Origin of the sequence: Vibrio profundi (assembly GCF_005281835.1) — a bacterium.
Lineage (GTDB): Bacteria > Pseudomonadota > Gammaproteobacteria > Enterobacterales > Vibrionaceae > Vibrio > Vibrio profundi.
The window spans coordinates 70797-88864 of the sequence record NZ_RZIS01000006.1; the positions used below are offsets into that span (position 1 = coordinate 70797).

At 44.1% G+C, this 18068-nt stretch carries 10 protein-coding genes, 1 pseudogene and 1 other annotated feature; of the genes and pseudogenes, 4 read left to right on the top strand and 7 right to left on the bottom strand.

Annotated elements, in window-relative coordinates:
* Nucleotides 1-2 precede the first annotated feature (2 nt).
* On the bottom strand, nt 3-2462 hold the full coding sequence (gene thrA, locus ELZ11_RS15460; protein WP_137358326.1) for a bifunctional aspartate kinase/homoserine dehydrogenase I: 2460 nt from the start codon (nt 2460-2462) through the stop codon (nt 3-5).
* Nucleotides 2463-2493: 31 nt separating this feature from the next.
* Nucleotides 2494-2612 (bottom strand) — a sequence feature (Thr leader region).
* A 339-nt stretch (nt 2613-2951) separates the two neighbouring features.
* On the opposite strand from thrA, the gene ELZ11_RS15465 reads away from it, so the two are divergent.
* Nucleotides 2952-3413 carry a ribonuclease regulator gene (locus ELZ11_RS15465; protein ID WP_137358327.1) on the top strand — a complete coding sequence of 154 codons (462 nt, stop codon included), beginning with the start codon at nt 2952-2954 and terminating at the stop codon, nt 3411-3413.
* Here the strand turns inward: ELZ11_RS15465 and ELZ11_RS15470 are convergent.
* Entirely contained in the window at nt 3410-3892 is a 483-nt protein-coding gene (locus ELZ11_RS15470; RefSeq protein ID WP_137358328.1) for a putative 4-hydroxy-4-methyl-2-oxoglutarate aldolase, read from the bottom strand. The genes ELZ11_RS15465 and ELZ11_RS15470 overlap by 4 nt on opposite strands.
* 85 nt (nt 3893-3977) lie before the next feature.
* Nucleotides 3978-4379 (bottom strand): annotated as a pseudogene (locus ELZ11_RS23955) (DUF3293 domain-containing protein).
* A gap of 329 nt (nt 4380-4708) precedes the next feature.
* On the opposite strand from ELZ11_RS23955, the gene arcA reads away from it, so the two are divergent.
* On the top strand, nt 4709-5425 hold the full coding sequence (gene arcA, locus ELZ11_RS15485; protein WP_137358329.1) for a two-component system response regulator ArcA: 717 nt from the start codon (nt 4709-4711) through the stop codon (nt 5423-5425).
* Nucleotides 5426-5508: 83 nt separating this feature from the next.
* Here the strand turns inward: arcA and ELZ11_RS15490 are convergent, their stop codons facing one another.
* The 4 genes from ELZ11_RS15490 to mnmL form a co-directional block, all read right to left on the bottom strand.
* A complete protein-coding gene (locus tag ELZ11_RS15490; RefSeq protein WP_137358330.1) occupies nt 5509-5949 on the bottom strand; it encodes a hypothetical protein in 441 nt (146 codons plus the stop codon).
* Between the two features lie 4 nt (nt 5950-5953).
* Nucleotides 5954-8287, bottom strand: a complete 2334-nt coding sequence (arcB, locus tag ELZ11_RS15495; protein WP_137358331.1) for an aerobic respiration two-component sensor histidine kinase ArcB — start codon at nt 8285-8287, stop codon at nt 5954-5956.
* Between the two features lie 110 nt (nt 8288-8397).
* Nucleotides 8398-10149 (bottom strand): sensor domain-containing diguanylate cyclase, encoded by a 1752-nt coding sequence (locus tag ELZ11_RS15500; RefSeq protein ID WP_137358332.1) that lies wholly within the window; start codon nt 10147-10149, stop codon nt 8398-8400.
* 42 nt (nt 10150-10191) lie between these two features.
* Entirely contained in the window at nt 10192-11151 is a 960-nt protein-coding gene (mnmL, locus tag ELZ11_RS15505) for a tRNA modification radical SAM protein MnmL/YtqA (RefSeq protein ID WP_137358333.1), read from the bottom strand.
* Nucleotides 11152-11679: 528 nt separating this feature from the next.
* On the opposite strand from mnmL, the gene gltB reads away from it, so the two are divergent.
* The gene (gene gltB, locus ELZ11_RS15510; protein WP_137358334.1) at nt 11680-16227 is read left to right on the top strand and encodes a glutamate synthase large subunit; all 4548 of its coding nucleotides are present in this window, start codon (nt 11680-11682) and stop codon (nt 16225-16227) included.
* On the top strand, nt 16227-17696 hold the full coding sequence (locus ELZ11_RS15515; protein ID WP_137358335.1) for a glutamate synthase subunit beta: 1470 nt from the start codon (nt 16227-16229) through the stop codon (nt 17694-17696). Before gltB ends, ELZ11_RS15515 begins: the two co-directional genes overlap by 1 nt.
* The last annotated feature ends 372 nt before the right edge of the window (nt 17697-18068 follow it).

Sequence of the window (18068 nt, forward strand, 5' to 3'; positions counted from 1 at the left end):
TATTAAACCCCTAATTTCCAACCTAGAGTACGCATCACGTCAGAGAAAACACCTGCGGCAGTTACTTCAGTACCCGCACCGTAACCACGCAATACTAGTGGAATCGGCTGGTAGTAACGGCTGTAGAAGGCCAGAGCATTCTCACCATCTTTGATCTTAAACATTGGATCGTCGCCATCGACAGCCGCAATGCGAACCTTGCATTTACCGTCTGCGATTTCACCCACATAACGCAGTACTTTACCTTCTTCCGCAGCAATCGCAGATTGCTCTTGGAAGTATGCATCCGCTTCAGGTAGACGTGCCATAAACTCTTCAACGCTGCCTGAATCATCAAAGCCAGGTGGTAGAGCTTGGTCAACTTCAACATCTTCAAGTTCAAGTGCCATGCCAGCTTCACGAGCAAGGATAAGTAGCTTACGCGCCACATCCATACCAGATAGATCATCACGAGGATCTGGCTCAGTAAAGCCATTGTCTTTAGCAATGTTGGTTGCTTGGCTTAGTGTCATGCCTTCATCTAGCTTACCGAAGATGTAAGAAAGAGAGCCCGACAGAATGCCGTTGAATTTCTCAAGTTCATCACCAGCAGAGATTAGGTTCTGTAGGTTTTCGATAACGGGAAGACCCGCACCTACCGTTGTTTCGTACATCAGCTTACGGCGTGAATTACGTGCAACTCCACGAAGCTGATGGTAGTAAGCCATGCTTGCGGTATTGGCTTTCTTGTTTGGAGTAACCACGTGGAACCCAGCCGCAAGGAAGTCAGCGTATTGGTTCGCAATCGACTCACTAGACGTACAGTCAACTAATACCGGGTTAATGATGTGGTTGCGCTGTACTAAAGCCACAAGACGTGACAAGCTAAAGTCTTCGCTTGCATCGGACATGCGATCACGCCATTGCTCAAGTGGTAAACCTTCGCTATCAAGCAGTAAGCCCTTACTGTTTGCTAAACCACATACTCGAATCACAATGCCTTTTTCTGCTAGCTTAGTTTGCTGACGCTTAATTTGATCAACCAGCTCACCACCAACACCACCAACACCAACCACAAACACATCAAGGAAGTGCTTAGAGTTAAATAGGTTCTCATGACACGCTTTGATCGCTTCTGAAATTTTATCTTCAGGGATCACCGCAGAAATCGCACGCTCTGACGAGCCTTGTGCAATCGCCACAATATTTACGTTAACTTCCGCTAATGAAGCAAAAAACTGAGATGCAACGCCGCGAGAAGTGCGCATACCATCACCAACCAAAGTGACGATAGCAACGTCGTCCATAAACTCAACGGGCTCTAATAGACCATCTTTAAGCTCTAGTTCAAATGTGTCAGAAAGCACTTGCTGAGCTTGAGCTTTATCCGCTGATTCAATACAGAAACTGATACTGTATTCAGAAGAAGATTGAGTGATGAGTACAATCGAAACACCGGCTGATGACATAGCGCCAAATACGCGACTTGCCATTCCAACCATGCCTTTCATACCAGGACCAGACACGTTCACCATGGTCAAATCGCTGAGTGTCGTAATGCCTTTAATAGCTAAATTATCTTCGCCAGTATCTTGGCCAATTAACGTGCCCGCGCCTTGAGGGTTAAAGCTATTCTTGATTAGGCAAGGAATGTGGAACTGAGCAATCGGTGCAATCGTTTTAGGGTGCAGCACTGAAGCGCCGAAGTACGACAGCTCCATCGCTTCTTGGTAGCTTAACGATTTCAGTAAGCGAGCATCATCGACTAAACGAGGGTCACAGTTATATACACCATCTACGTCTGTCCAGATTTCACAACAGTCTGCACGTAAACATGCAGCTAGAACAGCAGCAGAATAGTCAGAACCGTTACGGCCTAGAGTGACGAGTTCACCTTTGTCATTACCAGCAGTAAAACCAGGCATGATATTTACGTGGCCAACAGGAAGTGGAGATTGGCGGAAGTTTTGCGTAGAAACCTCAACGTCGACCATAGCTTCAAGGTGATCACCTTGAGCATATAAATATTGAATAGGATCGATCAAGCTAGCGGGTTGCCCTTTCGCTTCTAATACCGCTTTCATTAACTGGATAGAAACGCGCTCACCTTTGCTGATAATACGAGCGTTCACATTATTAGGGCACATGCCTAATAAATTGATGCCATGTACAAATTGGCGAAGTTGAGAAAGTGACGTTTTTACTTGGTTGTCAAAAGCAGCACCCTCTAAGTTTGGCAATACTGCTTTAATACCTTCAAATAACTCTTTAAATGACGATTCAAGTTCACTGATTTGTAGCTCAGCTTCACCATTTTTTAACGCGCCATCAATGACAGCAACCAGTTTATTTGTGGTTTTACCCGGCGCTGATAATACAACAGCTACTTCTTCTTGCTGGGCATTATTAGCAATGATATCCGCTGCTCGTAAAAAGCGATCTGCATCGGCTAACGATGAGCCTCCAAATTTAAGAACTCGCATCCCTTCCTCCATAAATCATAAAAAATTGGTACAAAAAAAGGCCTGTATCTTGTGGGATACAGGCCTTTTCTTTTAAATCCGTTACTTAGCAGCCTGCCCCAACAATTGTAATGTCGGTAATAATAATGGTTGTGGTCATTACTAGGTGGCGAGTGTTCTGCATATTAATCTTCGTTTAATTCTCTGCGTTTGCTTAACTCTACGTGTATCAATTTTTGGTAGCCCACGTCAATGAAAAGTTGATTTTTTTTTACATTCAGGCTGTTTTTAGTCGAAAAGCGTCATTTCAATGAAAAAACTTCTACTTTTTAATCATTTTGTACAAACAATAAACTTCCACTTAGTTCAAGCAGTTACCAAATATGAACACGCTTGCACAATCGCTAATAACTAATTGCTATATAGATATTGCAGCAATACGCATATTTATATGCTTTAATTGATCACGCTATCGCATAATAAATAATAATTAAGACCAAGGAGTGGGTAATGAGAAAACTGCTATTTCTTTTGTCCTTGGTCGTGCCCGCAATATCTCACGCAACGTCCTTACCTGAACTACCTTCTCAATCGAATGAACCCGTCCATAAATTCTTTCTGTCTAGTCAATCACCTTCAAGTGAAAACTTCGATATTTGGAAAATAGATGGCGGCTACTCATACAATGTATTTAAGAGTATCGATTTGTATGTAGGCGCGAGAGTAAACAACTCAACGCTAGGTAACGAGAACGGCTTTCTGAGTGGTGTGAGCTACCAAATCTCTGACAAGATTTCACTCAATAGTACATTTCATACCTATGTGAATGAAGTGAATGACGAAAAGGAATCAGGGGTTGGGGCAGAAGTGTCTAGTCGTATGAAGTTATCCGAAAACCTAGATATACATGCCACTCTCGATTACGAAGAGTGGCAACAAGGTATAGAAGTTGGGCTAGGGTTTAGGTTCTAGTTAATGAGTTGATGCTCAGACAAAAGCACACCATTCCAATCTGCGTAAACGTAATCTCCCGGTTGTACCAACTGATTGTGAATCGTCAAAGTCACATTCACATCCCCTGCACCACGTTTCTCCGTCTTAAATGGGCAAGCACCGAGTGCTTGAACACCTAGATCCATTTGAGACATCATTCCAACATCACGAATCGCACCGTTCACAATGACGCCTTCCCAACCATTTTCAATCGCAAGAATTGCTAATTGATCACCAAGCAATGCTCTTTGACAAGATCCATGCCCATCGACAACAAGAACTTTCCCTTTACCGTCTGTTTCCAACATCTCACGCACCTTGGAGTTATCGTGATAACAACGTACCGTCACAATTTTTCCCCAGAACGCTCCTTTCTGCCCAAAATTCTGTAAAGGCATGTTTAACAGAGTAACCTGATCTTCAAACTGGTCACACAAATCCGGTGTAATGTCTTGCATATTTCCTCCATGAGATAAGAGCTGCCGGAAATCAACTTCTGGCTAAGTTCTTACTGCTCTCTCGTATAGTTATGAAATCTTATTGTTACTCTCGACATGCAATTTGCCGAGAATGAAAATCTCCTAGGCACTCGTGTTGCTTATCGCCAATACACGACTGCAAAAACAATTGTTTTTCTGACACATAGTAAATGGCATTTTGATGATATTTTTGAGCAAGTCGAATGGCGTGCTCTACTTCCATTACTACTGCGTAGCTTTCTTCAATCCATTCAAGCAGCTCATCACCTACCGCACCTTACGTATAACTGTGTTTCGATAAGCCTTTCTGAAGCTGTTGATTATTTCGTCTATTCTCTTCTATAGACAGTATGGCACTTCTTGGGTTCCAAGCTGTAATTATTATGAAACGGTCATCACAAGGTAGCTCAGAAAATTGAAAGTATGATGATGCATAAGCATGCCAAAGATTCGAGTCTATAATCAAATGAGCTCCTGTTATATTGGTATTTATACTATTAGAGTTTGTTACATTTCAGCAATTGATATAAATCAACAAAGTGAATGGAATTAACATTCTCGCATTGTTAGCAAGCTGTTAACATTATAGAATTCTCAGCAATTACTAACAGAATGACAAAAGGGCGTACTCGGAATTACGTTTTCAGGCAGAGCTTCAAGGATGGCGGATAGCTGAAGTAAGTGTTTTTTTGGAAAACTTTGGGTTATTATCAAAATTACATTACCTGTATGTTATGTTTTTGCCTAGAATTTATTCTATTAGCACAGTTTCGTCACAAATTTAGGTACCGCCAAATGCAAACCCCGCAGATTCTTATCGTAGAAGATGAGCAAGTAACTCGTAACACTCTTAAGAGTATTTTTGAAGCAGAGGGATATGCTGTTTTTGAGGCCAGCGATGGTGAAGAGATGCACCAAGTGCTATCTGACAACCAAGTGAACTTGGTGATTATGGATATCAACCTTCCTGGTAAGAATGGCCTATTGTTAGCTCGTGAATTACGTGAGCAAGCAAATGTAGCGCTAATGTTCTTAACTGGCCGTGATAATGAAGTTGATAAGATCCTTGGCCTAGAAATTGGTGCTGATGATTACATCACTAAACCATTTAACCCACGTGAACTGACTATTCGTGCACGTAACCTTCTTAACCGTTCTATGAGCACAAGTGCTGTAACGGAAGAAAAACGTAGCGTTGAGAAATACGAATTCAATGGTTGGATTTTAGATATCAACAGCCGTTCACTGGTTAGTCCTGATGGCGAAGGTTACAAACTGCCTCGTTCTGAGTTCCGTGCATTACTTCACTTCTGTGAAAACCCAGGCAAGATTCAGACTCGTGCTGACCTTCTGAAAAAGATGACAGGCCGTGAGCTTAAGCCACACGATCGTACAGTAGACGTAACTATCCGTCGTATCCGTAAGCACTTTGAATCAGTGTCAGGTACTCCGGAAATCATCGCGACAATTCACGGTGAAGGCTACCGTTTCTGCGGTGACTTAGAAGAGTAATCTTTTAAAACACCTCAAAATTAAAAAAGGGTGATGTGTTCGACACATCACCCTTTTTTATACTTGTTACTGGGTAAACCGCTCTAATATACAGAGTCAATGTTCACGGCAGATTCCACCAGCCATTGCGCGTTACCGCCATGTTCTAGCTCTAATGCCACGTCCACCGTTTTTGTATTGTCGATGGCCAGCTGCCATACAAAAGCCACTTCCCACTGAGTTTCATTGTGAGTACGCAACTCTAAAGCGTCTCCATCAATCATCCACGTGTTATCACCTTGCTTAATCGACACACTTTTTACTGCTAAATCAGCAGGAAGATCATTGTTAGCTTCTAAGTACAAAGCACCATGTAAATTTTTATCTTGCTCTTCACCAATCGTTGGCATCTTGTTTAGCCACAGATTACTTTTTAAGGTCACCGTCGATTGTGCAACCTCGATTTGATTATCTTGCTGCCAGCTTACCGCTGTTGTAGTACAGCCAGCTAACGCCAGTAAACCCACTAATGCAATTTTTTTCATTCTGTTACCTTTGGTTTAACCAACTTTTTAGAACATCGATATCATTTTGATATTCATTATTAATTTCATCAACCCAATCTGCCACATTTTCCCACCATGCAGGTAAATCAGGAGATTGAGCTTTTTGAGCGACTTGCTGAATGCGTTTCAAACCTATCGACCCTGCTGCACCTTTGATTTTATGAGCTTCAGAAACAATACTCGCTTGATCTTTTGCCACCATATTGGAATTTAGAATCGCCATGTAATCCGGCATCATATCTTCAAACATCTTGATGCTATCAAGCACTGGCTGTGGACCAACAATATCAATGTACGATTCCAACATGTCCATATCGAGCAAAGAAGTATCCACGGACATACTTGGCTTCGGCTTGGCAACTTCTACTGGCGCTTTTTCCACTTCACATTCAATAAACTCAGCAATCACATCTTGAATCGCTTTCACAGAGAGCGGCTTACTGATCGCTTCATCCATACCGTTTTCAATGTACTCTTGCTTATTACTCAGAACATTGGCCGTGAGCGCGACAAGCGGCGGTAATTCTGGGTACTTATCTCGATAATAATGTGCGACATCAAACCCAGTCATATCAGGCAGCTGAATATCCAATAGCACTAGATCATATTGTTCTGGGACAAACTCAATTTGAGCATCTTGACCTGTCATCGCTACCGTCACTTCATGTCCTAAACTTTCGAGCAACGAACGCGCTACTGTGACATTCAGCTCAATATCTTCCACCATAAAGATTTTCAGTTTAGGTTGCTTGCGAATCACTTTTTTAAGCACTTGAGTATCTTGAGTGACAGGCACGCGAATCGAAACCGTAAAGGTGCTGCCGAAGCCTTCTTCACTACTTACGTAGATATCACCATCCATCATATTTATAAGCTGTTTAGATACCGCTAAGCCAATCCCTGTGCCAACAGCATGCAAGTTGTCTTTTCCAGACTTCACTTGGTAATACATTGCAAAAATCTTCTCAACTTCGCTTTCAGGGATGCCGATACCAGTGTCTTCCACTTCCATGGTGATGTTCGCAAAACCATCTTCAACATCTGCACTGACTGTCATCACCACGCCACCGTCTTTGGTAAACTTCATCGCATTACTGATAAGGTTCCACAGTACTTGTCTTAAGCGAGTACCGTCGGCTTCTATGATTCCTGGTAACTCAGACAGCCTCTCTAAATCGAAACGAAGCCCTTTTTGCTCTGCCATCAACGCTGAAATGCTCTCCATCTCAGCGACAAAATCTTCAAAGTTAAGCGGGGTCGGGAAAAGTTCTAGTTTGTTTCGATCAAACTTATCCATATCGATAATATCGTTAAAAATATTACCTAGCGTCACAGCACTGACTTTGATCGTCTGCATATGTTTACGCTGCTCTTGCGTTAACTGGCTATCTAGCAACATACGACTCAAACCAATAATACCGTTCAACGGCGTTTTTAGTTCATGGCTGATCGTTGAGATAAATGTGGTTTTATCGCGGCTGGCTTTTTCTAACGATTCTTCATGTCGTTTACGTTCCGTAATATCACGCCCGAAACCGACTAATCCAAGGTGGCGGCCATCTTTACTGTAGAAAGGTACTTTACGCAGTTCGAAGTAATTCTTTCGACCATCTGGGTACTCTAGCCACTGTTCGTAGGTCAGCGCTTGGTTGTCTGCAAATACTTTTTGGTCGGTATCGACAATTTGCTGCGCCACTTCCTTGCTGTAAACTTCCCACGGAGTTAGACCGACCAACTGGCTTTCTTTCTTACCAGTCAGTTCTTCCATCGCTCGGTTACAACCCGAGAAAATGCCCTCTTCATTTCGGTAATAAATCAGATCTGGGGAAGCATCGATAAATGAACGTAACAGCGCGGTTCTCTCTGCGAGTTCTAATTGAGTTCGCTCACGCTGAAATACTTCATTTTCAAGATCTTTCATTGCTTCTTGGCGCGCTTCTTCCGCCTTTTCACGCTCTTCAATCTCTTGATTAAGCTTTTCAATATTAAGCTGAAGCTGACTATTCAGCTCTTGGTCACGAGAGCGCATGTCACCTAACTTAGAAACGAGTTTTGATAAACGCTGACGAGACTCTTCAAGTTGGTCCACGACTACGGATAAGAAATACACAGCCCAAGGCGTAATGACTAAACCAAAGAAGACAGAACGGACAATATCGATATCGTCAACGTTACCTTTTAATGCGAGAGTAATGCCGACTTGCACGACAACAGCCAATGCAACCAAAGCTAAGGCAAGAAGAATCGAAAAGCGGACAATCCCCAGTTTAACTAGTAAATCTACATAGTACTGGGCGAGATTTTTCATGGGTTTCATTTAGCGCTCCATGCGATAAGACTAGCGATATTCTAACCTGTTTAACTAAGTCAGGTAAGCGTCTCACTCACATGGAAGCGTTGATATAGCTTAATCTGTGGAGTATCTAACTAAATTAAAGAAGAAGGATGAAGGCATGTTTGATTTCGCCCGTTTGCTTTCGCTTGATAAAGAGCACTATCAGCTAACGCTACCGCTGAGTCCATAGAATCACCCGGTGATGGCGTATAGGAAATGATGCCAAGACTAACGGTGACAAATTCAGACACAGTCGACTTTTCATGTTCTAGTTTCAGGTCAGCAATTTCTTGGTGGATTCGCTTAGCCACCAGCTCTGCGCCAGTTCCCGTAGTATTAGGTAGCAAGAATGCGAACTCCTCACCACCGTAACGAGCGACGCAATCCGAGGAACGATTCAATACTTTCAAGAAAGCTTGTGATACTTGGACTAAAGCCTCATCGCCCCGTTGATGACCATAGAAATCGTTATAGCCTTTAAAGAAATCGATATCACACAGCATAACGGTAATAGGTAAGGTTTCTCGAACATGGTGGTGCCATAAAATCGATAGCTGTTCATCGAAACGACGACGGTTCGACACTTGAGTCAAACTATCCATAAAGCTTAAGCGTTCAAGTTCCAAGTTAGCTTCTTCAAGCTTTTGTTCTGCGAGGTAACGCTCTGATACATCACGGGCCATGATAAGTACGCCGTTGGTGCCAGAAGCAGGATCTCTAAATGGAGATTTCACGACATCGTACCAAGTCAGGCTGCCATCACTCGACACCGTTTTATCAAGATAACGCAGAGACTTATTCTGGTGCAGAACTTGGCTATCGGTATCAGAAAGCCTTGCGTACATTTCATCTGGCACAACATCTTGTAAGCGCTTGCCAATCAAATCGTTAACGTCACCGATACCCAAAGCGCTGACAAATGGCTTATTACATGCCTGATACACCATGTTCTCATTGAAGATACCAATGGAATCCGGGCTTGCTTCAAGAATGTTCTGTAAAATGGTGTCGCGCTGCGCCAAAGCCACTTCGGTATCTTTACGTCTTTCCATTTCATTGCGCAGTTGCTGCTGCATGTCATGCCAATCGGTCACATCGTGGCTGATCGATAGTAAGCCGAGGTTTTCACCTTGCTCAGAAAGAAGCACGTTTTGATAGGTCTCAAGTAAACAGCTACGCCCTTCATGGTCTGTCGTCCACGAACGTTGGCTGACTCTTCCTTTCATCAAGCTGCCCGTAATATCGACAAGTCCCTCATCATGACGGTCTTGCCAAAACTTTTTAAAGGCCCGGTTCGTTGCGATCAATTGACCTTCATTGTCTTTGACATAAATAAGCTCGGACAAAGAATCCAAAGCGGTTTTTGCTACGCCTAATACTTTCATTTCTGCATTGTGATCATTGTCTGTCACTTGCGCGGCACTGGCGTACAACAACCAAGTTCGGCGACCATGAAAAAACACTTTTCGACCAGTAAGGCTCAGCCTCAATACATCAAAGGTCGATAACTCCCATACATAGTTTTTGTTTGAAAAAGAAGGTTTAGGCTGGCGGTCTAAAAAGGCAAGAATAGAATCAGAAACGGTATTTTTAGGATAGCGAAAAGCGCTCCCAACCTTGCGAATACCTAATAGTTGCATTGCCTGTCGGTTAGCTTTTAATAGTTCACCGTTACGGGCATCAATCAGGCATACCGCAGCAGGGGAGTCTAACAACAAATGTTTTAAATGAGATTGATACCAAGAGTAAACTAAGCCGCAAATAAGAACGCATAAAACCACAACAACGATATCGAAACCGTAGCCATCCGTTGAGTTCCACAGCCAATCTAAAACCTGCTCCATTTACCCTCTTTTTATTATCATCAATCACCATTAATAAATATATCATTCTATGGTCATTTTATCTGCTGATAATACAGGTTTGATGTATTCGAAAGTACTCCCAGCTAGGCAGCCTTGTGCCCCACTACGATTCAACGAGCGACCAATTTCGGTCATCGCTAACCAACGATTTTCGCACCAAAGTGGCGCTAATAAAGTTGGGCGACGAGCTGCAGAAGAGACTCGGTGGTAGACGATGTGCTCAGGAGTGGCTTGAATCATTTCAGTGGCAATATCAACATACTCTTCAAGGCTAGGCACATCTAATCGCCCTGCTTTCCACGCTTTCGCCATGGTACTTCCTTCAACAATATGCAAACCGTGAAGCTTAATACCATCGGTACCCACGTTTAAAACTTGCTCTAACGTATTCAGATTATCGGCTTTTGTTTCTTTTGGAAGCCCGACAATTAAATGCGTACATACTTTGATTCCCAAGGCTCTAGCCCTTCGGGTAATGGATTCATATATAGCAAAGTCGTGACCACGATTAATTCGCTTAAGTGTTTGATTGTTGGCTGTCTGTAAGCCAAGCTCCAGCCAAATTTCGTAGCCTTGCTGCACATAATCAGAAAGTAATTCTAACACCGCATCAGGAACACAATCAGGCCTAGTTCCGACACATAACCCTACGATATCTGCCGCTTTCAATGCTTCTTCATACATATTTTTAAGCACTTGAACTTCTGCGTAAGTACTCGTGTACGCTTGAAAGTACGCTAAGTATTTCTTCGCGCGCGTAATTTCCCCCGCACGATCGGTCAGTTGCTCCACAATGCTTTTCACTTGGGTTTGTTCGTCAGCAAACGACGCCACGTTGCAAAAAGTACAACCACCTCTGCCTATTGTGCCATCTCGATTTGGACAACTGAAACCACCATGCAACGTCAGCTTGTGTACTTTCTCGCCGTAACGGCGCTGTAAATCTTGGCCAATTGTATTTACCAACTCATGTAACTGCATAATCAGGGTCAACCTAGTGGATAAGAATGAATCTCACTCCATTTTTGAAAATAAATTACATCCTTGCAAAATTAAGCCAGACACAATACTCAAAGTGATTTGCGAGCAACCTATCAAATATCAATAAACATTCAAAAAATAGGTACTATTTGCCTAATGTTGCGCATTTGTGACGCACTTTATTCATGCAAAGGCGAAAAAATTGGTCTACACGACGTAACTTTCATTGCAATTAACCAGTACAAAATTGTAGGATACTTACACATATCTGCATTTTTTGTGATTTTAGTTACAGAATCGCTTGCAGATAAATCGGTGATATCCCACTCCCACCGATATAAACCACTAGTTTGTGGCTAAAAATAAACGGATATCACCAAGGATTGTTTTTCTCGCAATACTTTTCCTGCGAGATACGGAAAGGATTCAAACCGCCAGCATAGGCAGGTTTAGACCCATAAATATAAAAGGACAAGGCTGACTTTATACAAATAAGTTGCGCCTAGATTTAACTGGAAGGATGTATCTATGGTAGATCAAGAGCAGAACTCACAGGGTCTGTATACTCCTGAATTGGAGCATGACGCTTGTGGTATCGGTTTTGTTGCACATCTAAAGAATCGCAAATCTCATGATGTAGTAACTCAAGCACTCGATATGCTTGCACGTATGGAACACCGTGGCGGCCAAGGCTGCGATCCGTGTTCTGGTGATGGTGCGGGTATCCTGCTACAGAAGCCGCACGAATTCTTACTAGAAGAAGCCGTAAAGCTTGGAATTAAGCTGCCATCTTTTGAAAAATATGGTGTTGGTGTTGTACTTTTCCCTAAAGATGAACACAAACGTGCACAGTGTCGTGACATTCTAGAACGCAATGCACAACGCCTTGAGTTAGAAGTAATCGGTTACCGTGAACTTCCAACTGACAATTCAATGATTGGTGCTGACCCACTAAGCACTGAACCTCAATTTGAACACGTATTTATCTCTGGCGGCCCTGGTATTACTCCAGAAGAGCTTGAGCGCAAACTGTACGTTCTACGTAACTACACCGTTCGCGTGTGTCTAGAAAGCGTTTCAAATATCGGTGATGACTTCTACATCAACTCTATGTCTTACAAGACATTGGTGTACAAAGGTCAGCTAACAACTGAACAAGTTCCTCAGTACTTCCTAGACCTGCAAAACCCAACCATGGTAACAGCTCTAGCACTAGTACACTCTCGCTTCTCTACCAATACATTCCCACGTTGGCGTCTAGCTCAGCCTTTCCGTTATATCGCGCATAATGGCGAAATCAATACGGTTCGCGGCAACCTGAACTGGATGAAAGCACGTGAAGCAATCCTAGAATCGGATCTGTTTACACAAGCTGAAATCGACATGCTGCTTCCTATCTGTCAGGAAGGTAGCTCGGATTCATCAAACTTCGATATGGCGCTTGAGCTACTTGTTCTTTCAGGTCGTACTCTGCCACACGCACTGATGATGATGATCCCGGAAGCATGGCAAGAAAACAAAAACATGGACCCAACTCGTCGCGCGTTCTACCAGTACCACGCGAACGTAATGGAACCATGGGATGGCCCAGCATCTGTATGTTTCACCGATGGTGTTCAAGTAGGTGCGACACTTGACCGTAACGGTCTACGTCCTTCTCGCTACACAGTAACGAAAGACGACTTCCTAGTGATGGCGTCTGAGTCTGGTGTTGTTGAGATTGCACCTGAAAACGTTGAGTACCGTGGTCGTCTACAGCCTGGTCGTATCTTCGTTGCTGACCTTGAGCAAGGCCGCATCATTTCTGATGAAGAAGTGAAAGATAGTATTGCTAAAGCACAACCTTATGAGAAATGGGTTGAAGAGAACCTTCTGAGCCTGAAAAAGCTACCAGATGCGAGCAACGAATTTAGCCAACCTTCTCCAGAGAAACTTCTCCACAAACAACAATCGTTTGGTGTGAGCTCTGAAGAAGTTAACGAAATCATTTTACCTCTTGCGAAAACGGGCTACGAGCCACTTTCTGCAATGGGTGCTGACTGGCCGCTAGCGATTCTTTCTCACCAATCGCAGCACCTTTCAAACTACTTCAAACAGTTGTTTGCACAAGTAACTAACCCGCCGATCGACCCGATTCGTGAGCGTATGGTTATGTCTCTGAACACTTACCTAGGTAAAGATCAGAACCTACTTACTGAAACACCTGAACACTGTCAAAAAGTAGAGCTTGAGTCTCCTGTACTTTCTAACTCAGAGCTAGAAAAACTGCGTGCAATCGATAACGAGCACCTTCAAGCGAAGACGCTGGATATCGTATTCCAAGCAAATGGCGACCAAGGTAAGTTAGAGCGTGCACTGAAGCGTATCTGCCAATACGCGGAAGACGCAGTGATTGATGGTTACTCTATCATCCTACTGACAGACCGTGCGGTTAACTCTAACCATGCCGCTATTCCAGCTATGCTGGCCGTTGGTGCGGTTCACCACCACCTAATCCGTAAAGGCCTACGTGCTAAGTGTGACATCGTTGTTGAAACGGGCGACGCTCGTGAGACACACCACTTTGCAACGCTTATCGGTTACGGTGCGAACGCAGTTAACCCATACCTAGTTATTGAAACGATTGTTGAACTACAACGTACGAAGAAACTAGATCCAAACGTACATCCACGTGAGCTATTCGATAACTACCGTAAAGGTGTTAACGGCGGCCTACTAAAGATTTTCTCTAAGATGGGAATCTCGACGCTGCAGTCTTACCACGGTGCACAAATCTTTGAAGCACTTGGTGTAAGCAAATCAGTGGTTGAAAAATATTTCACCGGTACTGTTTCTCGTATTCAAGGTCTAACGATCGACGACATCGCTCGTGAAGTACTGGTTCGTCACCGTGTTGGTTACCCAGCTCGTGAAATCCCAGCTCAGATCCTTGATGTTGGTGGTGTTTACCAGTGGAAACAACGTGGTGAGAAGCACCTATTCAACCCAGAAACGATTTCTCTACTTCAAGAATCGACGCGTAACAAAGACTACGGCCAGTTCAAGAAGTACGCAAAAGCAGTCGATGACCAAGGCGACAACGCAGCAACACTACGTAGCCAACTGGATTTCATCAAAAACCCTGCAGGCTCTATTCCTCTGGTAGAAGTAGAACCCATCGAGAACATTCTTAAGCGTTTCGCTACTGGCGCAATGAGCTTTGGTTCAATCTCGCACGAGGCTCACTCAACACTGGCTGTTGCAATGAACCGCATTGGCGCGAAATCAAACTCAGGTGAAGGTGGTGAAGATCCAGCACGTTTCGAACGTAAAGAAAACGGTGACTGGGAACGCTCTGCAATCAAACAAGTGGCTTCTGGTCGCTTTGGTGTAACGTCTTACTACCTATCTAACGCTGATGAGCTGCAGATCAAAATGGCTCAAGGTGCGAAACCAGGCGAAGGTGGTCAACTACCTGGTGATAAGGTTGATGATTGGATCGGTGCAACGCGTCACTCGACTCCTGGCGTAGGTCTTATCTCTCCACCGCCACACCACGATATCTACTCAATCGAAGATTTGGCTCAGCTGATCTACGATCTGAAAAATGCGAACCGTAATGGCCGTGTAAACGTGAAGCTAGTATCGGAAGCAGGCGTAGGTACGATTGCATCGGGTGTAGCGAAAGCGAAAGCTGACGTGGTACTTATCGCAGGTTTTGATGGTGGTACGGGTGCATCTCCGATGTCTTCTATCCGTCACACAGGTCTACCTTGGGAGCTGGGTCTAGCAGAAACTCACCAAACACTACTGAAAAACGGCCTACGTAACCGTATCGTTGTTCAGTCAGATGGTCAGATGAAAACACCACGTGACCTTGCAGTAGCTACGTTACTTGGCGCTGAAGAATGGGGCGTAGCAACAGCAGCATTGGTTGTTGAAGGCTGTATCATGATGCGTAAGTGTCACAAGAATACATGTCCTGTTGGTATCGCAACACAGAACAAGACTCTGCGTGAGCGTTTCGACGGCCGCGTAGAAGACGTAGTAACTTTCTTCCAATACATGGCTGAAGGCCTACGTGAAGTAATGGCTGAACTTGGCTTCCGTTCTATCGATGAGATGGTAGGTCAATCGCACAAACTTAAAGTTCGTGACGACATCGGCCACTGGAAGTACAAGAACCTAGATCTAACACCTGTACTGCACATTGAACAGGCGCGTGCTGAAGATGGTATCTACAACCAGACACAACAAAACCACAACCTAGAAGATGTTCTAGACCGCAAGTTGATCCAAGCTGCGATTCCTGCACTTGAGAAAGGTGAAGCTGTAAATGCGACCTTCCCAATCATCAACACGGACCGCTCTGCGGGTACCATGCTGTCGAACGAAATCTCGAAGGTTTACAAAGACCAAGGTTTACCACAACCAATGAACGTTAAGTTCCACGGTAGTGCTGGCCAATCTTTCGGTGCGTTCCTTGCGAAAGGCGTTAAGTTCGAAGTAGAAGGCGACGCGAACGATTACTGGGGTAAAGGTCTGTCTGGCGGTACTTTGGTACTGTACCCAGATGCGAAATCATCTATCGTTGCTGAAGATAACATCGTGGTTGGTAACGTATGTTTCTACGGTGCGACCTCAGGTGAATCTTTCATTCGCGGTATGGCTGGTGAACGTTTCTGTGTTCGTAACTCAGGTGCGAAGGTTGTTGTAGAGGGCGTTGGTGACCACGGTTGTGAATACATGACTGGTGGTGTTGCCGTTATCCTTGGCTCAACAGGTCGTAACTTTGCTGCGGGTATGAGTGGCGGTGTCGCTTATGTTTGGGATAGAGCGGGTGACTTCGAAACCAAGCTTAATCCTGAACTTGTAGACCTAGATCCAATTGAACAAGAAGATAAAGATCTTCTACTAGATATGCTAACCAAGCACGTTGAATTCACAGGAAGTGAAGTTGCTCAGTCTTTCCTAGACAACTTTGAAGCAAGTGTTGCATCACTAATTAAAGTTATGCCACGCGACTACAAAGCAGTTCTTGAGAAGCGTAAAGCTGAAGCACAACAGGCACAAACGGAAGAAGTGGAGGCAGTATAATGGGTAAGCCTACTGGATTTTTAGAACACGGTCGCGAGCTTCCAAAGAAGCTCGATCCATCGGTTCGTATTGAAGACAACAAAGAGTTCGTGCTTAACGAAGAGTTTGGCGACAAGATCAATACTCAAGCATCTCGTTGTATGGACTGTGGCGTACCTTTCTGTCACAGCGGTTGTCCAATTGGTAACATCATCCCAGAATTTAATGACGCGGTTTACCGTGACAGCTGGGAAGAGGCTTGGAACATCCTAAGCTCGACCAACAACTTCCCTGAGTTTACAGGTCGTGTGTGTCCTTCTCCTTGTGAGAGTGCTTGTGTACTAGGTATTAACCAAGACCCAATCACCATCTGTAATATCGAGAAAACGATTGTAGAAACTGCGTACCGTGAAGGGTACGCAAAACCAAAAACACCTCGCTCTCGTACAGGCAAAACCGTAGCGATTGTTGGCTCTGGCCCGGCAGGCCTAGCCGCAGCTGAACAGCTAAACAGCGCTGGCCACTCGGTGACGGTATTTGAACGTGACGAGAAAGTTGGTGGCCTACTGCGTTTCGGTATCCCAGATTTCAAACTGGGCATGGACGTGATTGATCGTAAGATCAACCTAATGGCTGAAGCTGGCGTTGAGTTTAAAGTTAACCAACACATTGGTGTTGATGTTAACGCTCAGCAGCTACGCCAAGAGTTTGATGTGGTATTGCTGACGGGTGGTTCTACGGTTCCACGTGACCTACCAATCCCAGGTCGTGAATTGAAAGGCGTTCACTTTGCCATGGAGTTCCTTGGCCAAAACAACCGCCGTGCTAACAACCTAGATCTGAAAACAGAAGAGATTCACGCTAAAGATAAGCATGTAGTGGTTATCGGTGGCGGTGATACTGGCTCTGACTGTGTAGGCACATCAAACCGTCATAAGGCAGCAAGCATTACTCAGGTTGAGATCATGCCGATCCCACCAGAGAAACGCCCAGCAAACATGCCTTGGCCTCAATACCCGATGATAATGAAGACCACGACTTCTCACGAAGAAGGCTGTGAACGTCACTGGAACATCTTGACTAAAGAGTTCATCGGTAACGATCAAGGCGAAGTGACTGGTCTGCGTATCGCCGATATCGTGTGGAAAGACGCAGCTCCAGGTGAGCGCCCTACATTTGATGAAGTAGCAAACTCAGAGCGTGTGATTCCATGTGACCAAGCATTCCTAGCGATGGGTTTCCTACACCCAGAGCCAACCGGTGTACTTGCTCAACTTGATATCAAACTGGACGAGCGCGGTAACGTTGCTTCTGAAGGTTACGCAACAAACCAGAAAGGTGTTTTTTCCGCTGGTGATATGCGTACAGGTCAGTCTCTAGTCGTTCGCTGCATTAACGAAGGTCGTGAATGTGCAATTGCCATTGATGACTTCCTAATGGGCAACTCAAACCTAGAAGCGAAAGCCGATTCACTAATGCTTTCCGCATAATATTTCTCGGGCTAACGTCAATGACGTTAGCCTAGAGGAAAAGCAACACCCTTCCTAACTTTTATATTTGGCTAGCACTCGATGCTAGCCTTTTTTGTTTTTGCGCTCAGCTCTTCCCCTTAAATAAATGTTGCAAAATTGTAACATTAAAAACCTTATCCCATTGATATATATAAACATAACCAGACAATTGCGTAGGTATTACAAAGGTTGCGTGATAAATAACCATAAACTTGACCTTTTGCACAATTAGCTATACGTTGTGAAATCGATGAAAATAAAACCAATAAATATTGTTAACAGATTCAGTAACGATTAATAAATAACTATGCAAATACAACGACTATAATGAATAGTTAGTCATTTACTGTC

What these genes read in the sequence shown, in the direction of transcription:
- thrA (WP_137358326.1), bottom strand. Translation starts at nt 2,462, where the DNA reads ATGCGAGTTCTTAAATTTGGAGGCTCATCGTTAGCCGATGCAGATCGC.
- ELZ11_RS15465 (WP_137358327.1), top strand. Translation starts at nt 2,952, where the DNA reads ATGAGAAAACTGCTATTTCTTTTGTCCTTGGTCGTGCCCGCAATATCT.
- ELZ11_RS15470 (WP_137358328.1), bottom strand. Translation starts at nt 3,892, where the DNA reads ATGCAAGACATTACACCGGATTTGTGTGACCAGTTTGAAGATCAGGTT.
- arcA (WP_137358329.1), top strand. Translation starts at nt 4,709, where the DNA reads ATGCAAACCCCGCAGATTCTTATCGTAGAAGATGAGCAAGTAACTCGT.
- ELZ11_RS15490 (WP_137358330.1), bottom strand. Translation starts at nt 5,949, where the DNA reads ATGAAAAAAATTGCATTAGTGGGTTTACTGGCGTTAGCTGGCTGTACT.
- arcB (WP_137358331.1), bottom strand. Translation starts at nt 8,287, where the DNA reads ATGAAACCCATGAAAAATCTCGCCCAGTACTATGTAGATTTACTAGTT.
- ELZ11_RS15500 (WP_137358332.1), bottom strand. Translation starts at nt 10,149, where the DNA reads ATGGAGCAGGTTTTAGATTGGCTGTGGAACTCAACGGATGGCTACGGT.
- mnmL (WP_137358333.1), bottom strand. Translation starts at nt 11,151, where the DNA reads ATGCAGTTACATGAGTTGGTAAATACAATTGGCCAAGATTTACAGCGC.
- gltB (WP_137358334.1), top strand. Translation starts at nt 11,680, where the DNA reads ATGGTAGATCAAGAGCAGAACTCACAGGGTCTGTATACTCCTGAATTG.
- ELZ11_RS15515 (WP_137358335.1), top strand. Translation starts at nt 16,227, where the DNA reads ATGGGTAAGCCTACTGGATTTTTAGAACACGGTCGCGAGCTTCCAAAG.